16 protein-coding genes are annotated in these 21433 nt (G+C 73.0%); 2 read left to right on the top strand and 14 right to left on the bottom strand.

Going from position 1 to position 21433, the window contains the following annotated elements; all coding sequences use genetic code 11:
- Positions 1–10: 10 nt before the first annotated feature.
- The gene (gene fdxA, locus E1O70_RS09020; protein ID WP_024841122.1) at positions 11–328 is read right to left on the bottom strand and encodes a ferredoxin; all 318 of its coding nucleotides are present in this window, start codon (positions 326–328) and stop codon (positions 11–13) included.
- Positions 329–482: 154 nt separating this feature from the next.
- Here fdxA and E1O70_RS09025 point away from each other — a divergent pair, with 154 nt between their 5' ends.
- Positions 483–785: a putative acetyltransferase gene (locus tag E1O70_RS09025; protein WP_034651460.1), complete on the top strand. Its 303-nt coding sequence runs from the start codon at positions 483–485 to the stop codon at positions 783–785.
- 97 nt (positions 786–882) lie between these two features.
- Here the strand turns inward: E1O70_RS09025 and E1O70_RS09030 are convergent, their stop codons facing one another.
- The 9 genes from E1O70_RS09030 to E1O70_RS09070 form a co-directional block, all read right to left on the bottom strand.
- A complete protein-coding gene (locus E1O70_RS09030) occupies positions 883–1884 on the bottom strand; it encodes a prephenate dehydrogenase (RefSeq protein ID WP_061267689.1) in 1002 nt (333 codons plus the stop codon).
- Positions 1881–2828, bottom strand: a complete 948-nt coding sequence (locus E1O70_RS09035; RefSeq protein ID WP_240696653.1) for a prephenate dehydratase — start codon at positions 2826–2828, stop codon at positions 1881–1883. The genes E1O70_RS09030 and E1O70_RS09035 overlap by 4 nt, the downstream gene beginning before the upstream one ends.
- On the bottom strand, positions 2825–3724 hold the full coding sequence (locus E1O70_RS09040; RefSeq protein ID WP_061267634.1) for a hypothetical protein: 900 nt from the start codon (positions 3722–3724) through the stop codon (positions 2825–2827). Before E1O70_RS09040 ends, E1O70_RS09035 begins: the two co-directional genes overlap by 4 nt.
- 31 nt (positions 3725–3755) lie before the next feature.
- Positions 3756–7037: a VanW family protein gene (locus E1O70_RS20410; protein ID WP_061267633.1), complete on the bottom strand. Its 3282-nt coding sequence runs from the start codon at positions 7035–7037 to the stop codon at positions 3756–3758.
- A 76-nt stretch (positions 7038–7113) separates the two neighbouring features.
- A complete protein-coding gene (locus E1O70_RS09050) occupies positions 7114–7563 on the bottom strand; it encodes a hypothetical protein (protein ID WP_174526024.1) in 450 nt (149 codons plus the stop codon).
- Between the two features lie 10 nt (positions 7564–7573).
- Positions 7574–8584: a PIG-L family deacetylase gene (locus E1O70_RS09055; RefSeq protein ID WP_240696654.1), complete on the bottom strand. Its 1011-nt coding sequence runs from the start codon at positions 8582–8584 to the stop codon at positions 7574–7576.
- 13 nt (positions 8585–8597) lie between these two features.
- Complete coding sequence (gene typA, locus E1O70_RS09060) at positions 8598–10508, bottom strand: translational GTPase TypA (RefSeq protein WP_021479795.1); 1911 nt, start codon at positions 10506–10508, stop codon at positions 8598–8600.
- A gap of 182 nt (positions 10509–10690) precedes the next feature.
- A complete protein-coding gene (locus E1O70_RS09065; protein ID WP_082774424.1) occupies positions 10691–12613 on the bottom strand; it encodes a BCCT family transporter in 1923 nt (640 codons plus the stop codon).
- A 177-nt stretch (positions 12614–12790) separates the two neighbouring features.
- On the bottom strand, positions 12791–14623 hold the full coding sequence (locus tag E1O70_RS09070; RefSeq protein WP_061267632.1) for an ABC transporter ATP-binding protein: 1833 nt from the start codon (positions 14621–14623) through the stop codon (positions 12791–12793).
- A gap of 65 nt (positions 14624–14688) precedes the next feature.
- On the opposite strand from E1O70_RS09070, the gene E1O70_RS09075 reads away from it, so the two are divergent.
- Positions 14689–15267, top strand: a complete 579-nt coding sequence (locus tag E1O70_RS09075) for a PH domain-containing protein (RefSeq protein WP_128957534.1) — start codon at positions 14689–14691, stop codon at positions 15265–15267.
- Positions 15268–15332: 65 nt separating this feature from the next.
- Here E1O70_RS09075 and E1O70_RS09080 read toward each other — a convergent pair whose 3' ends face one another.
- The 4 genes from E1O70_RS09080 to ychF form a co-directional block, all read right to left on the bottom strand.
- On the bottom strand, positions 15333–16370 hold the full coding sequence (locus E1O70_RS09080) for an ABC transporter permease (protein ID WP_061267630.1): 1038 nt from the start codon (positions 16368–16370) through the stop codon (positions 15333–15335).
- On the bottom strand, positions 16367–17896 hold the full coding sequence (locus tag E1O70_RS09085; RefSeq protein WP_061267629.1) for an ABC transporter permease: 1530 nt from the start codon (positions 17894–17896) through the stop codon (positions 16367–16369). The genes E1O70_RS09080 and E1O70_RS09085 overlap by 4 nt, the downstream gene beginning before the upstream one ends.
- Positions 17897–18135: 239 nt before the next feature.
- On the bottom strand, positions 18136–19992 hold the full coding sequence (locus E1O70_RS09090; protein WP_061267628.1) for an ABC transporter family substrate-binding protein: 1857 nt from the start codon (positions 19990–19992) through the stop codon (positions 18136–18138).
- Between the two features lie 326 nt (positions 19993–20318).
- Positions 20319–21404 carry a redox-regulated ATPase YchF gene (ychF, locus tag E1O70_RS09095; RefSeq protein WP_061267627.1) on the bottom strand — a complete coding sequence of 362 codons (1086 nt, stop codon included), beginning with the start codon at positions 21402–21404 and terminating at the stop codon, positions 20319–20321.
- Positions 21405–21433 lie beyond the last annotated feature (29 nt).

Raw genomic sequence — 21433 nt, forward strand, 5'->3', positions numbered from 1 at the left:
CGCCGGAGGCTCAGGCCTGCGGCGGCAGGGCGGCGATCATCGGGTCGTCCTTCTCGATGAGACCCATCTTCGCGGCACCGCCGGGCGAGCCGAGGTCGTCGAAGAACTCGACGTTGGCGCGGTAGTAGTCGCTCCACTCCGTCGGCACGTCGTCCTCGTAGTAGATCGCCTCGACGGGGCAGACCGGCTCGCACGCGCCGCAGTCGACGCACTCGTCCGGGTGGATGTAGAGCGACCGCTTGCCCTCGTAGATGCAGTCGACAGGACATTCCTCGATGCACGCCTTGTCCTTGACGTCCACGCACGGCTGGGCGATCACGTAAGTCACGACCGAGTACCTTTCTGGGTTCGTCCGGACCCGGCCCGGCGAGGGGCGAGGTCATGACAGGGGCATGCACGACTAGTATCGCTCAGGTCGGGCGGTGCCCGACCCTCCCTGACCAGCCCGTGGACGAACGTCACACGACCCGAGGAGCCGCCCCGTGCCCGACTCGCCCTGGACGACGTGGGCGCCGGGGACGCGGGTCGTCGTCCGCCGCAGGCTCTCGCCCGACGACGCCGCCGCTGCGGGCAAGCCCCTCACCGACGTGATCGGGGTGGTCGTGGAGACCACCGCGACCACGCTCGTGCTGCGCGAGGACGCGGGCGGCAGCGCCCCGCCGCACCGCGGCCACGGCCCGCGCGACGACGCCCCTCCCCTGGTCTCCGTGCCGCTCGACGCGATCGTGGCCGGCAAGCCCGTCCCGCCGCGGCCCCCGCGACGGCCCGCGTCGCGCCCGGACTGACGACCGGGCCCGACGGACGACCGGTCGACGGGGCCCGGGGACGGGGCCCGGCGACGACGTGACCCGCGGGCGACGCCCAGACCCGGCGGGCGGCCGCTCAGGCGACGACGACCGCCCGGTCCTCGACGTCCACGACGACGGCGCCGCGGGCCCCCGCGGCGGTGAGCGTCTCGCGCCAGGTGCCCGCGTCGTCGAGGTCGACGCGCACGGGCTCGCCGGTGCCGCCCGTCGCGGCGCGCACCGGGTCGGGCCTGTCGAAGAACTCCCCCACGGGCGCGTTGGTCTCCAGCGCGCGCACGAGCTGCTCGAGGTCGCGCACGACGACGCGCAGCGCGGACGCCACCCACGCGGCGTTGTCCGTGACCATGGCCTCGGTCCGGCGCGGGTCGGTGCGCCCCACGCGCGTCGCGTCGCGGAAGCTGCCCGCGGCGAGGCCCAGCGCGACGTCGCGCACGGGCGCGTCGGCGACGACGCCCAGGAGCTCGGTGGCCAGGACGTGCGGGACGTGGCTGACCAGCGCGGTGGACTCGTCGTGGACGTCGTCGGTGAGCACGTGCACCGTGCCGCCGAGCGGGCCCGTGACGAGCCGCAGCACGCTCGTGAACGCGTCCGGTCGCGTGGTCGCGTCCACCGTCACGGCCCAGCGCGCGCCCGCGAGCATCGCGGGGTCCGACGCCTCGAAGCCCGAGTGCTCCGTCCCGGCCATGGGGTGCGCCCCGACGTACCGGGCGTCGAGCCCGGCGGACCGGACGGCGTCGCGCACCGCGCCCTTGACGCTCCCGACGTCCGTCACGACCGTCGCGCCCCGCACGTGCCGGGCGACGTCGGCCGCCACCGCCCGCATGGCGCGCAGCGGCACGGCGAGCACGAGGACGTCCGGCTCGTCGGCGCAGACCTCCGCGACGTCGCCGACCACACGCAGACCGGCAGCCCGCGCCGCCGCGCGCGTGGTCGCCGTGGCGTCGTAGCCGGTCACCTCGACCCCGCGGTCGTGCAGGATCCGGGCGACCGAGCCGCCGACGAGACCGAGGCCGACGACGCCGACCCGGACCGCCGAGCGGGACGTTCCAGGCTCCGGCGGGGCACCCGCGGCGCTCACCACAGGAGCCCCGTCGCGAGGCCCGCCGCGCCGGTCGACGCGTCGACGCTCCCGACCGGGACGTGGGCGGCGTCGACGTCGGCGCGCACCGACCCGTCGAGCTCGCCGCGCGCCGGGACGACCCCGAGCGTCTTGAGCGCGTCCCCGGCCCCGACGAGGTCTTCCAGGACCGCGCGCACCGGCGCGTCCCAGGGCGCGCCGTCGACCACGAGGACGAACGCGTAGGTGCCCGCGACCGCCTTGAGCGGGCGGGTGATGAGGCTCGAGAGGTTGACGCGCCGCGCGCCGAAGGACTGGGTGATGCGCGCGAGCACCCCCGGTCCCGTGACGACGGGCGTCACCGCGAGCATCGTGCGCCACGCCGTCTCGCCGCCGCTGCGCGCCCGGCCGAGCGCCGCGGCGGCCTCCGCGCGCGGCGCCAGCACGAGGAACCGGGTGCGCGCGCCCGCGAAGTCCTCGACCGCGCGCTCGACCGTCTCCAGGCCGTAGAGCTCACCGCAGATCGTCGGGCCGAGGGCGACCTGGTGCGGGCCGGCGTCGCGGCACGCCGCGGCGTTCGACGACGCCGCGACCGGGGCGAGGCCCGTCCGGCGCACGAAGCCCTGGCACTGCGCGAGCCCGTGCGGGTGCGCCGTCACCTCGGTGAGGTCGCCGTGGCCCGGTCGCGCGAACGCGTCGAACGAGATGTCGAGCACGACCTCGTCGACCGCGACGACGCTCGCGCTCCCGACGATCGCGTCGAGCGAAGGCACGACGTACCCCTCGACCGTGTTCTCGATCGCGACGACGCCCCGCTCGTGCACGCCCGCGGCCACGCCCGCGAACACGTCTGCGACGGTCTCGCGGGCCGCGAGCCCGGCATCCACCGGGCCGTGCTCGGCCGACCACGCGGCCGCCGCCTGGTGGGTGAACGACCCCTCGGGGCCGAGGTACCCGACGCTCACGCGTGGACGGGGTCGGGGGCGGTCGCCCAGCGCGGCTCGAGCGCGTCCGGGCCGGGCACGAACTCCTGCCCGGGCAGGACCGCGAGCACCCGGTGCGCGACGCCCCGCTCCCCGAACCCCGCGACGAGCGCGTCGAGCGTCGTCGCGTCAGGGCACGAGAACGCGCAGAAGAAGATGTGCGGCCCCGCCTGCGAGCGGTGGCTGCGCAGGTGCTGGAGGTCGATCCCGGCGGCTGCGACGAGCGCGAGCGTCTCCTGGAGCGAGCCGCGGTGGTCGTCCCGGGGCCCGAACGCGAGCCACACCTGGGCGACGCCCTCCGCCCGAGGCGCCGCGTCGCGGCTCTCCAGCAGCCCGTACCAGACGGGCGCGCCCTCGCCGAGGAGCTCGCTCCCCGGGAGCTCGGCGTAGCCGAGCGCAGCGAGCGGCCCGCGGGCCACCGAGCGCTCCACGACGAGGCTGCCGTCGGCGCCGGCGAGCGCGACCCGCTCCTCCAGCGTGGTGCGGGTCGGGACGAGCGACGGGCTGACGCCCATCGTGCGCAGCACGTGGCGCCGGTCGCGCATGCCCGCCTCGTCGACCACCACGTGCCCCGTCAGGTCGCGGGCCGCCGTCGACCGGCCGACCCAGACCCACTGCGACGGCACCGCCGACGCGCCGGTCAGCACGAGCGACGGCGGCGCCGCGAGCAGCGCGCGCTCGAGCTCGTGCGACGGCTGCGCCGGGTGGCCCAGGTGCACGACGGCGGCCAGCGCGTCGATGCTCGCGACGGTCGACAGCGTCGCCGTCGTCGACCCGAGGTCGAGCAGCGCCTCCGTCGGGTCGCCGTCGACCCATCCCGCCGCCGTGGCCGCGAGCAGCGCCTGCGCTCCCGACTCCCGTTCGCTGCGTCCGAGCATGGGACCTCCGTGGTTCGTGGGTGGACCGGGTCTACTCGCAGACGACCGCGTTGTCCGGCTTGTAGGTCCACCGGTAGGACTCGTCCTTGACGAGCTCGCCCTCGCGGTAGACCTTGCGGTAGTTCGTGATGGAGAAGCCCGGGCTGCCCGCGGGCGTCGGGGCGCAGTCGGCGCCCGAGTGCGTGACCGTCGTCGGCTGGACCACGTTCGACTTGCCGCTCGACGACGTCTCGACGTCGTAGTACTTGGTGCTCCAGACCGCGACGTGCAGCTGGCCGCCGCCGACCCAGGACTGCATGAGGACGCCGTACGGGGTGTCGTTCTTGAACTTCATGTCGATCGAGCCCACGAAGATCGTCGCCTCGCGGCCCGCGGGGTAGCGCTCGAACCAGTAGCTGTGCGGGCGGTGCTCGACGTCCTCGAGCCCCGCGAAGAACCCCGCGTTGTACGTGGTGGTGGCCATCTGCGACAGGCCGCCGCCGACGCCCTCGGTGTGCCGCCCGCTCTCGACGATGCCGGCCGCGTAGTAGCCGCCCTCGAGCGTGATGGGCGAGAGCGTGTCGACGAGCGAGAAGGTCTCCCCCGGCTTGACGAGCGTCCCGTTCACCTTCTCCGCCCCGCGCTGCAGGTTCGCGGTGCGGACGGGGACGTTGGGGACGGGCGTCGAGAACTCCGACACCTTCTCCTTGATCCCCAGCGCCTCGAGCGCCGCGACCGACTGCTCCGGGTCCGACTCGACGAGCTCGACCGTCGCCGTGCGCTCGTCGCCCGAGGCGGCCGTCGTGACGGCCGTCGCGATGGCCGCCGGGTCGATCGTCGTGCCGGGCTGGCCGCCCTCGATCACCGGCACTCCGTCCCGGAAGACGAAGTGCGCGTCGTCGGCCGCGGTGAGCAGGTCGTTCGTCCGGTCGACCACGGACTGCACGAGCGCCGGGCCGTCGAAGGTCAGGGTGAGGACGCCGTCCGTCGCCGCGAAGGAGGCGGCCGCGGCGAGCGCCTCGGGGGGCAGCTCCGGCGACTGGCCGCCGACGGAGACGACGACGGGCGCGGACACGACCTTCTCCGCCAGGGCGAGCGCGGCGTCCGTCTCGTCCTGCGTGATCGTGGGCTCGACGGGCTCGGTGGGCAGCTCGACCGGCCCGTCGGTGACGAGCCAGCTCTCCGTGATGGTCGCGGGCACCTCGTCCGTGACGAGCGCCGAGCCGTCCGCGGCAGGCGTGCTCGTGGGCGCGCCGTCGACGAACTGCACGGCCCCGTCCACGGGCTCGATCTCCAGGCTGCCGCGCAGCGCCTCGACCTGGGCGTCGAGGGCCGCGTCGTCGACCGTGACCAGCGGCTCCGCGTTCTTGCCGCCGAACAGGTGCTGCCACAGGCGCGCCGGGTTCATCGAGAACGACGTGAGCTCCTCGGCCGTGCCCGCGGCGTCGAAGGTCAGGCCCGCCGTCGCCGGGTCGAGCGTCGTGCTCGCCTCGCCCGCGGCGAGCGTGATCGGCTCGGCCGCGCGCGGCCCGAGCTCCGACTCGAGCCGGTCCTCGGCCGCCGTCCGGGACAGGCCACCGACGTCGACGCCGGCGACGCTCGTCCCGCTCGGGACCTTGTCGGAGTAGAACCACTGGGCGCCGGTGTACAGGCCGCCCAGGACCAGGACGGCGATCCCCGTCCACAGCAGCCCGCGGGCCCAGCCGCGCCGCGGCCCGTCCTCGTCGAAGCCCTCGAAGGGCGAGGCCTCGCGCGAGTCGTCGGGCGGGACCGGCGTGAACGCGCTCGGTGCGGCGGTCCCCGCGGCGACCGCCTGCGCCGTCGCGCCGAAGCCCTCGGCCGGGGCCTCCGCCGGAGCGGTCGCGCCGGCGGCGACCGGCGCCGGGCTCGCCGACTCGTCGGGGGACGCGGGAGACAGGATCGACGTGCGCACGACGGGCGCGGGCCGCGACCACGGGTCGACGGGCGGGATCACCCGCGTCGCGTCGGGCGCGGCGTCGCTCCCCTCGTCCGCGGGTCGGCCCTGGTCGCCCGCCGGCGCGGAGCTCACGGGCACGACGGTGGTCCGCTCGGCCGTGCTCTCGTCGGCCGGGCCTCCCCCGGTCGCGTCGGCCGACCGGTCGGCCGACGTCGGGTCGTCAGCTGTCGCGCTGCTCGCGGCCGTCGCGTCCGCGGCCGTGTCGTCCGAGGTCGTGGAGTCCGGGGGGACCGAGGTGTGGGCGACGGGCGCCGGGGCCTCCCGGTCGGCGGTGCCCGTGGCCTGGGCGGCCGGGGCGTCGGCCTGGGCACCCGGTGCGGGGACGAGCACCGCCGGGACGTCCGGGTCGAACGCGAACACGCGCGGGACGTACGGCTCCTCGTCGGCCTCGTCCGCGTCGCTGCCGCCCGGAGCGCCGACCGTCCGCGGGCTGCTCTCGGCCGTGGGGCCGCCGTCCGGGGTGCCGACGAGGGCCGGGCTCCCGGCAGCGCCGGCGACCGGCGCGTCGGGGGTGGTCGACGTCGGCGCGCCGCTCGCCTCGGTCGGGTCGGCCGTCGACCCGCCCAGCGCGGACGCACCCGCGACGGGCGACTCCGCGACGGACGCGTCCGGACCGCTCTCGACCGGGGTGTCCTGGGCGTCGGGCTCGAGGGCGGCGCTCGCCGAAGCACCGGCGTCCGCGTCCGTCACGGTCGTCGCGCGGGTCTCGGCGGGTGCCTCGTCCGCCGGAGCTGCGGGCGTGGCGTGGGTGGCCGGGCTCGCGTCCACGGCGTCCGACGACGAGGCGGGTGCCGGGCTCGCGGCGTCCGGCACCGCGGAGCCCTGCTCCGAGGCGGCGGTGGGCTGCGCGGCCGTCCGCTCGGGGGTCTCGGCCGTCTGCTCGGGGAGCGCGGCCGTCCGCTCGGGGGTCGCGGCCGTCTGCTCGGGGACCGCGACAGACTCCGAGGTGACGAGCGGCTCCGAGGAGGCGACCTCCGGGCGGCTCCCCGCCGCGGGAGAGCCGGCCTCGGACGCGTCGGCGGTGGCTGCACCGGTGGCCGGCGCGTCGCCCGCCGGGGTCGCGCCGGGTACGGGGCCGGGCTCGGCCGCGCCGGCACCCTCAGGACCGTGGTCCGCAGGCGCGGGGCCGTCCGGGGCGGTGTCCGTCGGCGCGCCCGTCGGTTCGTCCGTCGACGCGCTCGTGGACTCGTCCGTCGGCGTGGGAGCGACCGGGGCGACGTCGCCGGACGCGTCGGCACGCTGCGCGTCGGGGCCGGACGCCGTCTCGGGAGCCGCGGGCTCGACCGTCTCGGCGGGCTCCGGCACGGCGTCCTGAGGGGAGTCGAGATCGGCGTCTCGGTCGGTCGGCTGACCCATCCACTGTCTCCGTGACGAAAGGCGCGCGGCGGTCCGCGCGACGACGAGGGGTGTGCGGGGATCCGCACGGCGAATACTAGCGGGACGCGAGGGGGTTCTCGGGTCCGTCGTGCCTGGTGGGACGCCCGTGCTGGGCCGTGCGGACCGGGCGGTCGCTGAACCACGACCGGGGCAGGAAGGCCGCCGCGGCGACCACGAGCATGCCCCCGTAGATCCAGACGTACCCCACGGGCTCGGCCGGCACGAGCACGTCGCCACCCGGACCCTGCAGCGAGAGGAGCTGCACGACGACGACCCACCCGATGCCGAAGCCCAGGAGACCCGCCATCCCGCCCCAGGCGCGGGCCAGGGTGGCCGCCGCGAGGACGGTGAGCAGGGCGAGCACGATGCCGAGCCCGGCCCCGTCCGGGAGGTCGACGCCCAGGAGGTGCGCCCGGTGCGCGACCGTGCCGACGAGCCCGACGAGCGCGCCCACGAGCGCGCACGCCACCCCGCGGCCCACGAGCCGCCCCATACCGGTCTCCACGGGCCCCAGGCTAACGCGTCGGTCCGGGCGGGACCTGGTCGCTCGGGAGAGCAGGGCCGGAGGGAGCGTAGAACTCGTGTGAAGGGACGGGCGCCAGCACGTCGTTGCTCAGGGCGTACCACCCGAGCAGCACCGGCTCGCCCCCCGCGGCGGCCGTCACGTGCTGGACCTGCGTCGCGTGCGCGCGCATCGCGCCGAGCACGTCGTCGAGCACGGGACCTACCGGCACGCTGACGAGCGCGGGCAGCGACGCGTCGGGACGCGCGAGCGGGGGCAGCGCCTCGTCCGGGTCCGGGAGCGTGAGCCGCGCGTCGGCCGCGAGCAGCTCGCGCGCGCCGGGGTGCTCGGCGAGCGCGCGCCGCGCCGCGCGCACCGTGGTCTCGGGGGCGACGACCTGCCACAGCGCGGGCAGCGGCTCGCCGTCCGCGGCGAGGAGCTCGAGCGCGCGGACCGTGACGTCGTGCGCCCGGACGTGGTCGGGGTGGCCGTAGCCGCCGCCCGCCTCGTACGTCGCCACGACGGCGGGACGGCGCTCCCGGACCACCGCCGCCAGGTGGGCGGCGGCCTCGTCGAGCGGGACGCCGACGAACGCGCGCGGCGGGAGCTGCTCGGTCGCGACCCCGCCGGCCACGCCCGGCGCGACCCAGGCCATGCCCGAGTCCTCGAACCGCACGGTCGCGCCGCCGTCGGACGGCTCGACCGGGCTCGTGACGGTGTCGAGGAAGACGTGGTCCCGCACGCCCAGCGCGGCGAGCGCGCGGGCGAGCTCGGTCTCGCGGAACGCCGCGAGCGCGGGCCCGTCGCCCTCGAGGTGCCCGACGCCCGTCGGGTGCGCGGGGGTGTCGATCACCTCGCCCCGCTCGCCCCGCGTGCAGGTCACGACGGTGACCGGCTCCCCCGCGCGGGCCCAGGTCGCGAGCAGCGCGCCCGTCGCCAGGGTCTCGTCGTCGGGGTGGGCGTGGACGGCCAGCAGGCCGCCGTCGGGCACGACGGCGGCCTGCTGGCTCTGCGGGACGGTCACCCCGTGGGTGGCGTCAGGCGCGCTTCGCGCGCGAGACCGCGCGGGCGCGCTCGGTCTGGTCGAGGACGACCTTGCGGATGCGGACGACCTCGGGGGTGACCTCGACGCACTCGTCCTCGCGCGCGAACTCCAGCGACTCCTCGAGCGTGAGGTGGCGCGGCGGGACGAGGTTCTCGAAGTTGTCGGCCGTCGAGGACCGCATGTTCGTGAGCTTCTTCTCCTTGGTGATGTTCACGTCCATGTCCTCGTTGCGCGAGTTCTCGCCGACGATCATGCCCTCGTAGACCTCCTGCGTGGGGTCGACGAAGAACGAGCCGCGCTCCTGGAGGTTGATCATCGCGAACGGCGTCACCTTGCCCGCGCGGTCGGCGACGAGCGAGCCCGTCGTGCGGGTCTCGATCGCGCCGGCCCACGGCTCGTAGCCCTCGGAGATGGACGACGCGATGCCGGTGCCGCGCGTCTCGGTGAGGAACCGCGTGCGGAACCCGATGAGGCCGCGCGCCGGGACCATGAACTCCATGCGGATCCAGCCTGTGCCGTGGTTCGACATGGTCTCCATGCGGCCCTTGCGCTGGGCGAGGAGCTGGGTGACCGCGCCGAGGTACTCCTCGGGGACGTCGATCGTCATGCGCTCCATCGGCTCGTGCGTCTTGCCGTCGATCGTGCGCGTGACGACCTGCGGCTTGCCGACCGTGAGCTCGAAGCCCTCGCGGCGCATCTGCTCGACGAGGATCGCCAGCGCGAGCTCGCCGCGGCCCTGGACCTCCCACGCGTCGGGGCGGTCGGTCGGGAGCACGCGCAGCGACACGTTGCCGACGAGCTCGGCGTCGAGGCGGTCCTTGACCTGGCGGGCCGTGACCTTGTGGCCCTTGCCGCCCTTGCCCGCGAGCGGCGAGGTGTTGATGCCGATGGTCATCGAGATGGCCGGGTCGTCGACCGTGATGAGCGGCAGCGGGCGCGGGTCGTCGGGGTCGGTGAGGGTCTCGCCGATCGTGATGTCCGCGATGCCCGCGACGGCGACGATGTCGCCGGGCCGGGCCTTGTCCGTGGGGACGCGGTCGAGCGCCTTCGTCTCCAGCAGCTCGGTGATCTTCACGCTCTGGAGCGTGCCGTCGTGGCGCGCCCACGCGACGACCTGGCCCTTGCGGAGCTCGCCGTTGAAGATGCGCAGGAGCGCGAGGCGGCCGAGGAACGGCGACGCGTCGAGGTTGGTCACGTGCGCCTGGAGCGGCGCGCCCTCGTCGTACGTCGGGGCGGGGATCTTCTCGAGGATCGTCGTGAACAGCGGCTCGAGGTCCTCGTTCGAGGGGAGCTGGCCGTCCAGCGGCTGGTCGAGCGACGCGCGGCCGGCCTTCGCGGACGCGTAGACGACCGGGACGTCGAGGATCGCGTCGAGGTCGAGGTCCGGCACGTCGTCCGCGAGGTCGGACGCGAGGCCCAGCAGCAGGTCGGTCGCCTCGGCGACGACCTCGGTGATGCGGGAGTCGGGCCGGTCGACCTTGTTGACGACGATGATCACGGGGAGCTTCGCGGCGAGCGCCTTGCGGAGCACGAACCGGGTCTGCGGGAGCGGGCCCTCGCTCGCGTCCACGAGCAGCACGACGCCGTCGACCATGGACAGGCCGCGCTCGACCTCGCCGCCGAAGTCCGCGTGGCCCGGGGTGTCGATCACGTTGATCGTGATGCCGTCGGGCTCGCCCACCGCGGCGGCCGCCGGGCCGGCGTACCGCACCGCGGTGTTCTTCGCGAGGATGGTGATGCCCTTCTCGCGCTCGAGGTCACCGGAGTCCATGACGCGCTCGTCCACGTGCTGGTGCGCGGAGAAGGCGCCGGACTGGCGCAGCATCGCGTCGACGAGCGTGGTCTTGCCGTGGTCGACGTGGGCGACGATCGCCACGTTGCGCAGGTCGGAGCGCACAGACATCTACGGTTCTCATTTCGTGGGGTACGAGGGGCGACGACGGCCGGCCACCTCAGCGCGCACGACGGCGGGCTCGGCCCGCCGCAGCATCACGGAGCACGGGCCGTCACCCGGGCCCGGCTATCCTACCGGGTCCGCGCTCGGGACACCATGCCCGCCGTCGTGCACCGTTCGGAAGGGCCTCCTCAGGTGGTGCCTCCTCCGGAGGGTGTCTTGCGCCGCGGCCGACGGACGAGCGCGCGCCATCGGTCCGGGCGGTCGGGGTAGAGCTCCTCCCACTGCTCGGAGATCGACTCCGAGACGCGCGTCGTCACGTGCTCCGTGAGCGCGGCGCGCGCGGCGCGCCGCTCGGCGCGCAGGATCGCGGCGTGCTCGACCCGGAGCGCACGCACCGTGGAGACGGCCATCCCGATCATCACCACGGAGAACGGCAGCGCGATGAGGATCGCCGCCGTCTGCAGCGCCTGGAGACCGCCCGCGAGCAGGAGCGCGATGGCCAGCAGGCCGGAGGTGCCCGCCCAGAAGATGCGGCTCCAGGTGGGCGGGTTCGGGTTGCCCCCGCTCGCGAGCATGTCGACGACGAGCGAGCCCGAGTCGGACGACGTCACGAAGAAGATGACGATGAGCACGATCCCCACCACGGCGAGGACGTTCCCGAGCGGCAGGCCGTCGAACAGCTGGAAGAGCGCGGTGTCCGTGTCGACCTCGCCGTCCACGAGCATGCTCCCGGGCTCCATGAGCTCGCGGTACAGCGCCGACCCGCCGAACACGGAGAACCAGAGCGTCGTGACGATCGTCGGGACGAGCAGGGTGCCGAGGACGAACTCGCGGACCGTGCGACCGCGCGAGATCCGGGCGATGAACACCCCGACGAAGGGGGCCCAGGAGATCCACCAGCCCCAGTAGAAGATCGTCCACTGCGACTGCCACTCGAGGCCGGCCTGGCCCTGGAAGGCGGTGGTGTCGAACGTGAGGCGCACGACGTTCTGCAGGTAGTAGCCGAGCGACTGGACCCACTCGCGCAGGAGGAACAGCGTCGGGCCGAGGACCAGCACGAGCGCCAGGACCACACCGGCCAGGATCATGTTGCCGTTCGACAGCCACTTGATGCCCTTGCCCAGACCGGACACGACCGAGAGCGTCGCGAGCGCCGAGATCGCCACGATGAGCCCGATCTGCAGCGCGGTGCTCGGCTCGACCACGTCGAGGTAGCCGAGCCCGGCGGAGATCTGGAGCACGCCGAACCCGAGCGACGTCGCGACCCCGAAGACGGTGCCGATGATCGCGACGATGTCGATGACGTCGCCGAGGCGTCCCTTCACGCGCTCGCCGAACAACGGCTCGAGCGCCCAGCGGATCGAGACGGGGCGGCCCTTGCGGTGGATCGCGTACGCGAGCGCGAGGCCCGCGACGACGTAGATCGCCCACGCATGGATGCCCCAGTGCAGGTAGCTCTGCCCCATCGCGGCCTGGGCGAGCGACGCGTCGCTCCCCTCGACGCCGGGCTTGGGGCTCACGTAGTGCGAGAGCGGCTCGGCGACGCCCCAGTAGACGAGGCCGATGCCCATCCCGGTGGCGAACAGCATCGCGAACCACACGGGCAGCCGGAAGAGCGGCGTCTCCTCGTCCTTGCCGAGCACGATGTCGCCGAACCGGCTCAGGCCCATCCACAGCGAGAAGACGACGAAGCCCGCGACGACGATCACGTAGTACCAGCCGAAGGCGCCGATGACGTCGGTCTGGAGCGTGTCCAGCACCGCCGTGACGGTGTCCGTGAAGAGCACCGTGAGCAGGACGAAGACCAGGATGATCCCCGCCGCCGGGTAGAAGACGCGCGGGTCCGGCCGACCCGTCCGGGGGGCGTCTGGATCGTGCGAGGACACGACCGGCGCGGAGCCGGTGTCCGGCCCGACGGCGTCCGTCGCCACGGCGTCGGCCGTCGCGGCGTCGACCGTCGCGGCGTCGGTCGTCACGGCGTCGGCCGTCGCGGCGTCGGTCCTCACGGCGCCCTCGTCGCGGGGCGCGTCGGCCCCTCCCCCGTCGGGCGCTGGCGCGGCCTCCTCGTCACGTGCTGGCTCGCGGGGCGTCTCGTGGTGCGGGGCGTTCATGGCCTCAAGGCTTGTCGGACGCGCGGGCCCCGGCAACCGGAACGCCCGCCCGGCAGCAAGAACGCCCGTCATGGCAGCAGGAAAGCGCGTCCTGCCAGCAGGAACGCCCCGGGAGCGGCCGCGTGCGCGGCCGCCCCCGGGGCGTCGTGAGGGCTCAGCGAGCCGTGAAGCGTGCGGTCAGAAGCCGGCGCCCGCGGTGGGCGGGGCGCTGCGCTCATGGTCCACGTCCTCGCGCGCCGCGGCGAGCGCGCGCTCCTCGTCCGCCAGCGAGGACACCTCGTCGTTCGCGATGTCGCGAGCGGCGGCCTCGAGGAGGGCGTCGCGCGCGGCGCGGCGCTCGCGCTGCGCGGCCGGGTCCGGGACGGGGACGGCGGCGAGCAGGCGCTGCGTGTACGCGTGCTTCGGCTCGTGCACGATCTGCGACGTGTCGCCCACCTCGACGAGCTTGCCCTTGTGCATCACGGCGATGCGGTCGGACAGGAGCTCCACGACCGCGAGGTCGTGCGAGATGAACAGGCACGCGAACCCGTGCTCGCGCTGCAGGTCGGTGAAGAGGTCGAGGACCTTCGCCTGGACCGACACGTCGAGGGCTGACGTCGGCTCGTCCGCGACGAGCAGCTTCGGCTCCAGCGAGAGCGCCCGCGCGATGCCGACGCGCTGGCGCTGACCGCCGGAGAGCTCGTGCGGGTAGCGGTTGCGCATCGCCCGGGGAAGCTCGACCTGGTCGAGCAGGCGCTCGACCTCGCGGCTGAGCTCCTTGCCCTTGACGCCCTTGTGCAGCATGAGCGGCTCGCCGATCGACTCGCCGATGGGCAGGCGCGGGTTGAGCGACGACCCCGGGTCCTGGAAGACGATGCCGACCTCGGTGCGCAGCGGCTTGAGGTCCTTGGGCCGGGCACCCACCATGTCCGTCCCGACGATCTTCAGCGAGCCGCCCGTGACGGGCAGCAGCCCGACGGCCGCGCGGCCGATCGTCGTCTTGCCGGAGCCGGACTCGCCGACCAGGCCGACGACCTCGCCCTGGTGGATCTGGAGCGAGACCTCGTCGACCGCCCGGAACGCCGCCTGCCGGCCGCGGCCCGGGTACTCGATGATCATGTCCTGCGCGTCGAGCACGAGCGGCCGCTCCGGGGCCGGGGCGCCGCCGGGAACGCGGTCCGTGGCGGTCGTCGTGCCGCGCTTGGAGCCGAGGTGCGGCACGGCCTCGAGGAGACGCACCGTGTACGGGTGCTGCGGGTTGCCGAAGATCTCGGCCGACGTGCCGCGCTCGACGACCTGGCCGTCCTTCATGACCATGATCGAGTCCGCCATGTCGGCGACCACGCCCATGTCGTGCGTGATGAGGATGATCGCCGCGTCGACGCGGTAGCGCAGGTCGCGCAGGAGCTTGAGGATCTCCGCCTGGACCGTGACGTCGAGCGCCGTGGTCGGCTCGTCCGCGACGAGGAGCTTCGGGTCGCACGCGAGCGCCTGCGCGATCATCGCGCGCTGGCGCTGACCGCCGGAGAGCTGGTGCGGGTACGCGTCGAACCGGCGCTCGGGCTCGGGGATCTCGACGAGCCGCAGGAGCTCGATCGCGCGCTTCTTCGCGTCGGCGGGGCCGACGTTGAAGTGCGTCCGGATGGTCTCGACGATCTGGAAGCCCACGGTGTAGACGGGGTTCAGCGCCGTCATCGGCTCCTGGAAGATCATGGAGATCTCCTTGCCGCGGACGTGCCGCAGCGAGCCGTGCGACATGCCGATGAGCTCGCGGTCGCCGAGCTTGGCCGAGCCGCTGGCGCGGCCGTTCGGCGGGAGCAGGCCCAGCAGCGCGAGCGACGACTGGGACTTGCCCGAGCCGGACTCGCCGACGATCGCGAGGACCTCACCGGAGTGGAGGTCGTAGCTCACGTCCGCGGCCGCGGGGTACCAGGCCTTGTCGACGTAGAAGTCCACGCCGAGGTTGCGCACGGTCAGCACGGGGCTGCCCTGGCGCGCGGCCGGGGCCGCGGGAGACGTCTCGATGGCCACGCTGATCAGTGTCCTTCCTGCTGGAGCCGGCGCTCGTGGCGCCGCGACTCTGCGAGCATGGGCGCATGGGTCCCACGCTGGTCTTCCGTTCGACGTACGGCCGAGTCCTCACGCTGGCGACGAGCGCCGTCGCCGTCGCCCTGGTCGTGGTCACGGCCGTGACGGGGGACGTCGTCGCGGTCCTGGGGGCTCTGCTCCCCGCCGCGCTCGTGACGTACCTCGTCTGGATGCTGTTCTGGCGTCCCGCCGTCGAGGTGTCCGACGGCGGGGTCGAGGTCCGCAACGTCACGCGCACCGTGCACGTGCCGTGGACGGCGTACGAGGGCGTCGACACCCGCTACTCGCTCGAGGTGCGCTACGCCGGCGGACGCGTGACCGCGTGGTCCGCGCCCCGCTCGAGCGGCACGGCCCGCTGGCTGCGCAGCTCGCGACGGCGCGCCGTCGGCCAGGAGCAGGTGGTCGCCGGCGCGAGCGCCGAGGCCGTGGCCGACGCCGTGAGGCAGCGCCACGCGATGCTCGCGGCGGCCGGCCACCTCGACCGGGCGGTCCAGGGCGCCCCCGGCGCCCGCTCGACCTGGCACGTCGTGCAGCTCGCCGTGCTGGGCGCGCTCGCGGTGGGGACGGTCGTGGCGCTCACCGTCTGACCGCGGCGCGCCGCGCCGCCCGAGAGGTCCACGACCTCCCGGGCGGGCGGCGACGACGGCGGTCATCAGCTGGCCCCGGCCTCGCCGGTCGCGCTCGGCGCCGTGGCGGCCGTCGGGCGGGCGACGCGCTTCGCACGGGCCATCTTGCGCTCGGAGGGGATGCGCTTCTGACGGGGGTCGAACGCGTCGCGCAGGCCGTCACCGATGAAGTTGACGCACAGTGCGATGGCGACGATGAACAGACCCGGCCACCAGAACAGCCACGGACGCGTCGCGAACGCCTCCTGGTAGTCGCTGATGAGCTTGCCGAGCGAGGTCGCCGGCGCCTGGATGCCGACGCCGAGGTAGCTCAGCGCGGTCTCCAGCAGGATCGCCGAGCTCATGAGCAGCGTGACGTTGACGATGATCACGCCGACCGCGTTCGGCAGCATGTGCTTGAAGATGATCCGCGCGTCGCTCGCGCCCGCGACCCGGGCGGCGTCGACGAACTCGCGCTCGCGCAGCGAGAGGAACTCGCCGCGCACGAGGCGCGCGAGCGGCGGCCACAGCACGAGCCCGAGGAACCCCCCGAGGATGAGCGCGTTGCTGCCGCCCGAGAGCAGGGCCAGCACCGCACCGATGACGATGACCGGCATCGTGATGATGAGGTCCGTGAACCGCATGAGCCACGAGTCGGTACGACCGCGGTAGTACCCGGAGAGCGCCCCGACGAGGACGCCCGCGATCGTCGCGATGACGCCGACGGAGAGCACCACGAGGAGCGACGTCTGCGTGCCTTGCATGACGCGCGCGAACACGTCGCGACCCGCCTCGTCCTGGCCGAAGATGTGCGCCTCGGACGGTGCACCGCCGTTGACCAGGGGGTACGTGGACCCCTGCCCGGACGGCTTGTAGGCGTACCAGCCCTGCCAGCCGCCGATGCCGATCGAGGTGATCGCGAGCGCGACGATGCCGATGAGCACGACGAGCGCGACCACGGCGCCCTTGTGGTGGAAGAAGCGCCGCCGGACGATCTGGCCCTGGGACAGGCCCTCGACCTCGCGCAGCTCGATCTGGTTCTCGACCGCGCCGCTCTGCGACGCGTCGTTCGGTGTGTTGGTCATGCGTTCACCCGGATCCGCGGGTCGAGGGCTGCGTAGATGAGGTCAGCCACGATGTTGGCGATGATGGCGAGGGCCGCGACGATGACGAGGTACGCCATGACGGGGTCGATCTCGCCGCGTTGCAGCGCGTTGAGGAAGAGCAGGCCCATACCTGGCCGGGCGAAGACCTTCTCGGTGATGATCGCGCCGCCCAGGAGCGTGATGACGTCGATCGGGACGATCGTCGCGAGCGGGATCAGCGTGTTGCGGAACCCGTGGCGCATGACGACGGTCCGTTCCGGCAGACCCTTCGCCCGCGCCGTGCGGATGTAGTCCTGGCTCATCACCTCGAGCATGCTGGCGCGCGAGTAGCGGGTGTACCCGGCGAACTGGATGAGCACGAGCGCGATCGTTGGGAGCAGCAGGTGGGTGTACTGGTCGAGGACCTGCACCCAGAAGTTGCCGCCGAGGTTCGGCGTGCTGTTGCCGATCGTCGGGATGGGCCGGCCGTTGATCGCCGGTGCGCCGAAGTACGCGGGCCAGACCGACATCACCTTGTCGACGAAGACCATGGACCCGACGAGGAACGCGGTGATGGCGGCGGCACGCGCGGACACGCCCTTGTCGGGACCGCCCCACGCGTACCCGACCCCGATACCGACGCCGACGGTGACCACGGCGAGCACCAGCACGATCCACCAGTTGTCGACCTGCTTGAGGACCGACTGGATCGGGAAGTAGACGACGACCCCGATCAGGACCGTGGTGAGCGACGCGTACAGGGCGCGGCGGTTCTTCAGGCCCGAGACGAGCGCGGTGATGGCGAAGGCCAGCGCGGCGCCCGTGACGACGATGATGACCGGGCCGAGGTTCGGCTTCTCCCACCAGCCCGAGAGCTGCAGGTAGAGCAGCGCGAGCGCGCTCGCCGCGAAGCCCAGGCCGAAGACCGTGAGCCGCCGCCGCGCGGTCCCGCCGAAGGCGAGGGACCACAGCAGGCCGGAGATCGCGCCGATGCCCACGATCACGAGGATCGAGAGGTTCGGGTCGCGGAGGAAGTCGTTGAAGCCGATCGCGCCCCACTGCTTGAGCAGGACGGCGACCCAGAAGGCCGGGAGGGAGTAGAGCACGAACGAGACGAAGATCGTCAGGTAGTCGAAGGTGCTGTACTGCCGCAGCGCGCTGACGATGCCGACCATGACGCCGAAGATCACGGCGAGGACGGTCGCGGCGGCGACGAGCTGGATCGTCGAGATGACCGCGCCCTGGAGCAGGGTCGAGACGGACTGGCCACTCTGCCAGGCCGTGCCGAGGTCACCGGTGACGAAGTCGCCGAGCCACTTGAAGTAGCGGATCACCGACGGGGTGTCGAGATCGAGGTCGGCGGTGCGCTGGGCGATCAGCTGGGCCTTGTTGGGCTTCGTGCTCGACTCGAGATCCGCGAAGATGTACGGCCGGATCGCGGCGTCGACGAGCAGGTACATCGCGAACGTGGACACGAGGAGGGTCGCCAACCCTGCCAGCACACGCCGCGAGATGAAGGAGAACATCGGAGGTCTTACCTCGCTGGTCGGTAGGGACCCCGGGTCAGGGGCCGGTCGATTCTACGCGCGGGTCTCGCGTGGTCGTGAACCGAGGGCCCGGGACGCCGCGGGTCTGGGCGTCGGGGCGGGTGCACGCGAGGACCGGGGGCCCCGGCGGACAGACCGCCGGGACCCCCGGTCTCACACCCGGACGCGCCCCGCCGCCGCCGGGGCGGCGGCAGGGCCCGTCAGGGGACTCAGGGCACTCAGCCCTCGAACGTCCAGTTCCAGAACCCGTGGAAGATCGTCGGGCTGATCGTGATCGACTCGACGCCCTTCAGGTTCTCGTCCCAGCCCTGGATGGCGGGGAACTGGAAGATCGTCACGCCGAAGCCGTCAGCCCAGAGGTTCTTCTCGACCTCGAGCTGGAGCTGGAACTGCTCCTCCGGGTCGGTCGAGACCTGGAGCTTGTCGAGCGCGGCGTCCACGGCGGCGTTGTTGTACTTGCCGTAGTTGTTGACGCCCGGGTTCGGCGCCCAGCGGAAGTTGGCGTCCGACTCGGTGACCGCGGTCGAGGTCGACTGCCAGCCGAAGAGCGACGCGTCGTACTGGTCCTGGCCGGTGGCGAGGAGCGTGCCCCACTCGGCGGCCGGGCGGCCCGTGTCGACGATCTCGAAGCCGGCCTGCGCCGCGGTGTCGGTGATGAGCGCGAGCTCGTTCACGCGACGCGTGTTCTCGTTGTTGTACGCGAAGCGCACCTGGACCGGGGTGGCGACCCCGGCGTCCGCGAGCAGCTGCTTCGCCTTCTCGATGTCACCGGCCGGCGGGTAGAAGTCCGAGCCGTTCTCGGCGACCATCTGGTCGTAGTTCGGCGAGCCCGGGAGCAGGATGTTCGAGTTGCGCACCTCGGCGTCCGGGTTCAGCGGCTTGATGAGGTTGTCGACGATCGTCTGGCGCGGGATCGTCAGCAGGAACGCCTGGCGCACGGCCTTGGCCTTCTCGGTGTCGCCACCGTAGGTGTTCGGGTCGAACGGACCACCGTTCTGGAAGACCAGGTCGACGTGCTCGTACGTACCCTCGATGCCCGAGTGGGTCTCGACGCCGTCGAGGCCCTCGAGCGCCGTGCGGACGTCCGCGGAGGCCTGCGGGCCGATCAGGTCGACCTCACCGTTCTCGAGCGCCTGGACCTGGGCCATCGGGTCGTCGATGTACCGGACCGTGATGGTCTCGACCGAGCCCTTGTTCTTGCCCTTGAAGTCCGGGTTCGCCTTGAGCGTGAGGTACTGGTTCTCCTTGTACTCCTCCAGCGTGTAGGCGCCGTTGGAGACGTAGAGCGACGGGTCCTCGGGGAGCGAGGTGAACTCGAAGCCCTCGTTCCAGAACTTCGAGATCTTCGCCAGCGCCGCGGTGTCGTTGTTGAGGATCGCGTCGCGGACGGCGGCCTTGGCCTCCTCCGGGTCCTCGATCTCGAGCGCCTTCTGGCCCACGACGTGCGCCGGGACGAACTCGTTCGTCCAGCTGAGCTCCCAGTCACCGAACGGCTTGTCGTACACCACGGTGATCGACTTGTTGTCGTCCGAGATCTCGGGGTTCTGCGAGATGAGCGCGACGCCCGGGTCCGAGCCGTCGAAGTAGACACCGGCGTCCACCTCGGCCTGGTTCGTGACGTTGCCCTCTTCGTCCGTCTGGGCCTCGACCGTGTTGAACTTGCCGGACTGACCGGCCCAGTCCAGCAGGATCTCCGTCGCGTCGACCGGCGTGCCGTCCGACCACTTGGTGTCGTCGCCGAACGTGTACTTCACCGTCAGCGGGTCGTCCGAGAGCTTCTCGTACGTGCCGAACGACTCGTCCTTGACGATGTTCAGGTCGGCGTCGTAGTAGCTGAAGCCCGAGTTGAGCATGTAGTTGATGACGGCGTTCTGCGTCGCGTTGCCGTTCTGGGAGCTCAGGTTGAGCTCGTTGAGCGGAGCCTCCCACGCGACCGTGACGGCGGTCGCGGTGTTGATGCCCGCGTCGTCGCCGCCGTCGGTCTCGCCCTCACCCGACGTGCCGCTGCACGCCGAGAAGAGCAGTGCCCCCGTGACCGTCACGGCGAGGGCGGCACTCGTGCGCCTGATCTTCAATGTTCCTCCTCCAAGGGATGGTGGGCGCGGACGAGCGGACGTCGATCGCCCCTCGGCCGCCCCGTCCGTCGCACGCTCGCCCTGCGGCCGGCGCGCGTGGACGGGCATGCCCACCACGGTTTGGGCCCACGCTACCCAGCAAGTTGCGAAGGATCTCCCCCTTGCCCGGTTGCGGCAGGTGATCGTTACCGAGTTGATACTGGCCGGTACGGGCGCGTTTCCGGGCCGCGACGGCCGGGAAACACGCGCGAAACCTCCGGCCCTGGACGCACGGACGCCCGCCGCGTCTCACGATGCGGCGGGCGCCCAGGCCTGTGACCTGCGTCTCAGACGTTGAAGCGGAACTCCACCACGTCGCCGTCGGCCATGACGTAGTCCTTGCCCTCCACGCGCGCCTTGCCCGCCGCGCGCGCCGAGGCGACGGAGCCGGTCTCGACGAGGTCCTCGAAGGAGACGACCTCGGCCTTGATGAAGCCGCGCTCGAAGTCGGTGTGGATGACCCCGGCCGCCTGAGGCGCCGTCCACCCCTTGCGGATGGTCCACGCGCGCGCCTCCTTGGGCCCGGCGGTGAGGTACGTCTGCAGGCCGAGCGTGTCGAAGCCGACGCGCGCGAGCTGGTCGAGGCCGGCCTCGGTCTGGCCCGACTCCGCGAGCATCTCCTTCGCCTCGTCGGGCTCGAGCTCGACGAGCTCGGACTCGAACTTGGCGTCGAGGAAGATCGCCTGGGCGGGCGCGACGAGCGCGCGCAGGCGCGCCTGGAGGTCCTCGTCGGCGAGGCCCGCGTCGTCGGTGTTGAAGACGTAGATGAACGGCTTCGCCGTGAGGAGCTGCAGGCTCGCGACGTCCGCGAGGTCGAGACCCGCGGCGGCCGCGCCCTGGAAGAGGGTCGTGCCGGCCTCGAGGACCGCCTGGGCCTTCTGGGCCGCGTCGAGGAGGGCGGCGTCGCCCTTCTTGATCCGGACCTCCTTCTCGAGGCGCGGGACCGTCTTCTCGAGCGTCTGGAGGTCGGCGAGGATCAGCTCGGTGCTGATGGTCTCGATGTCGCCCTCGGCGTCCGTCGAGCCCTCGACGCGGACGACGTCCGGGTCCGAGAACGCGCGCGTCACCTGGCAGATGGCGTCGGCCTCGCGGATGTTCGCGAGGAACTTGTTGCCGAGCCCCTCCCCCTCGCTCGCGCCCTTGACGATGCCCGCGATGTCGACGAACGACACCGTGGCGGGCAGGACGCGCTGGCTGCCGAAGATCTCGGCGAGCTTGTCGAGGCGCGGGTCCGGGAGGGACACGACGCCGACGTTGGGGTCGATCGTCGCGAACGGGTAGTTCGCGGCGAGGACCTGGTTACGCGTCAGGGCGTTGAAGAGGGTGGACTTGCCGACGTTGGGCAGGCCGACGATGCCGATAGTGAGTGCCACGTCGGCCGAGTCTACGGGCCGGGACCGCG

Source organism: Cellulosimicrobium funkei (genome assembly GCF_004519295.1).
Taxonomy (GTDB): Bacteria; Actinomycetota; Actinomycetes; order Actinomycetales; family Cellulomonadaceae; genus Cellulosimicrobium; species Cellulosimicrobium funkei.

What these genes read in the sequence shown, in the direction of transcription:
- E1O70_RS09040 (WP_061267634.1), bottom strand. Translation starts at nt 3,724, where the DNA reads ATGCTCGGACGCAGCGAACGGGAGTCGGGAGCGCAGGCGCTGCTCGCG.
- E1O70_RS20410 (WP_061267633.1), bottom strand. Translation starts at nt 7,037, where the DNA reads ATGGGTCAGCCGACCGACCGAGACGCCGATCTCGACTCCCCTCAGGAC.
- typA (WP_021479795.1), bottom strand. Translation starts at nt 10,508, where the DNA reads ATGTCTGTGCGCTCCGACCTGCGCAACGTGGCGATCGTCGCCCACGTC.
- E1O70_RS09065 (WP_082774424.1), bottom strand. Translation starts at nt 12,613, where the DNA reads ATGAACGCCCCGCACCACGAGACGCCCCGCGAGCCAGCACGTGACGAG.
- E1O70_RS09075 (WP_128957534.1), top strand. Translation starts at nt 14,689, where the DNA reads ATGGGTCCCACGCTGGTCTTCCGTTCGACGTACGGCCGAGTCCTCACG.
- E1O70_RS09080 (WP_061267630.1), bottom strand. Translation starts at nt 16,370, where the DNA reads ATGACCAACACACCGAACGACGCGTCGCAGAGCGGCGCGGTCGAGAAC.
- E1O70_RS09085 (WP_061267629.1), bottom strand. Translation starts at nt 17,896, where the DNA reads ATGTTCTCCTTCATCTCGCGGCGTGTGCTGGCAGGGTTGGCGACCCTC.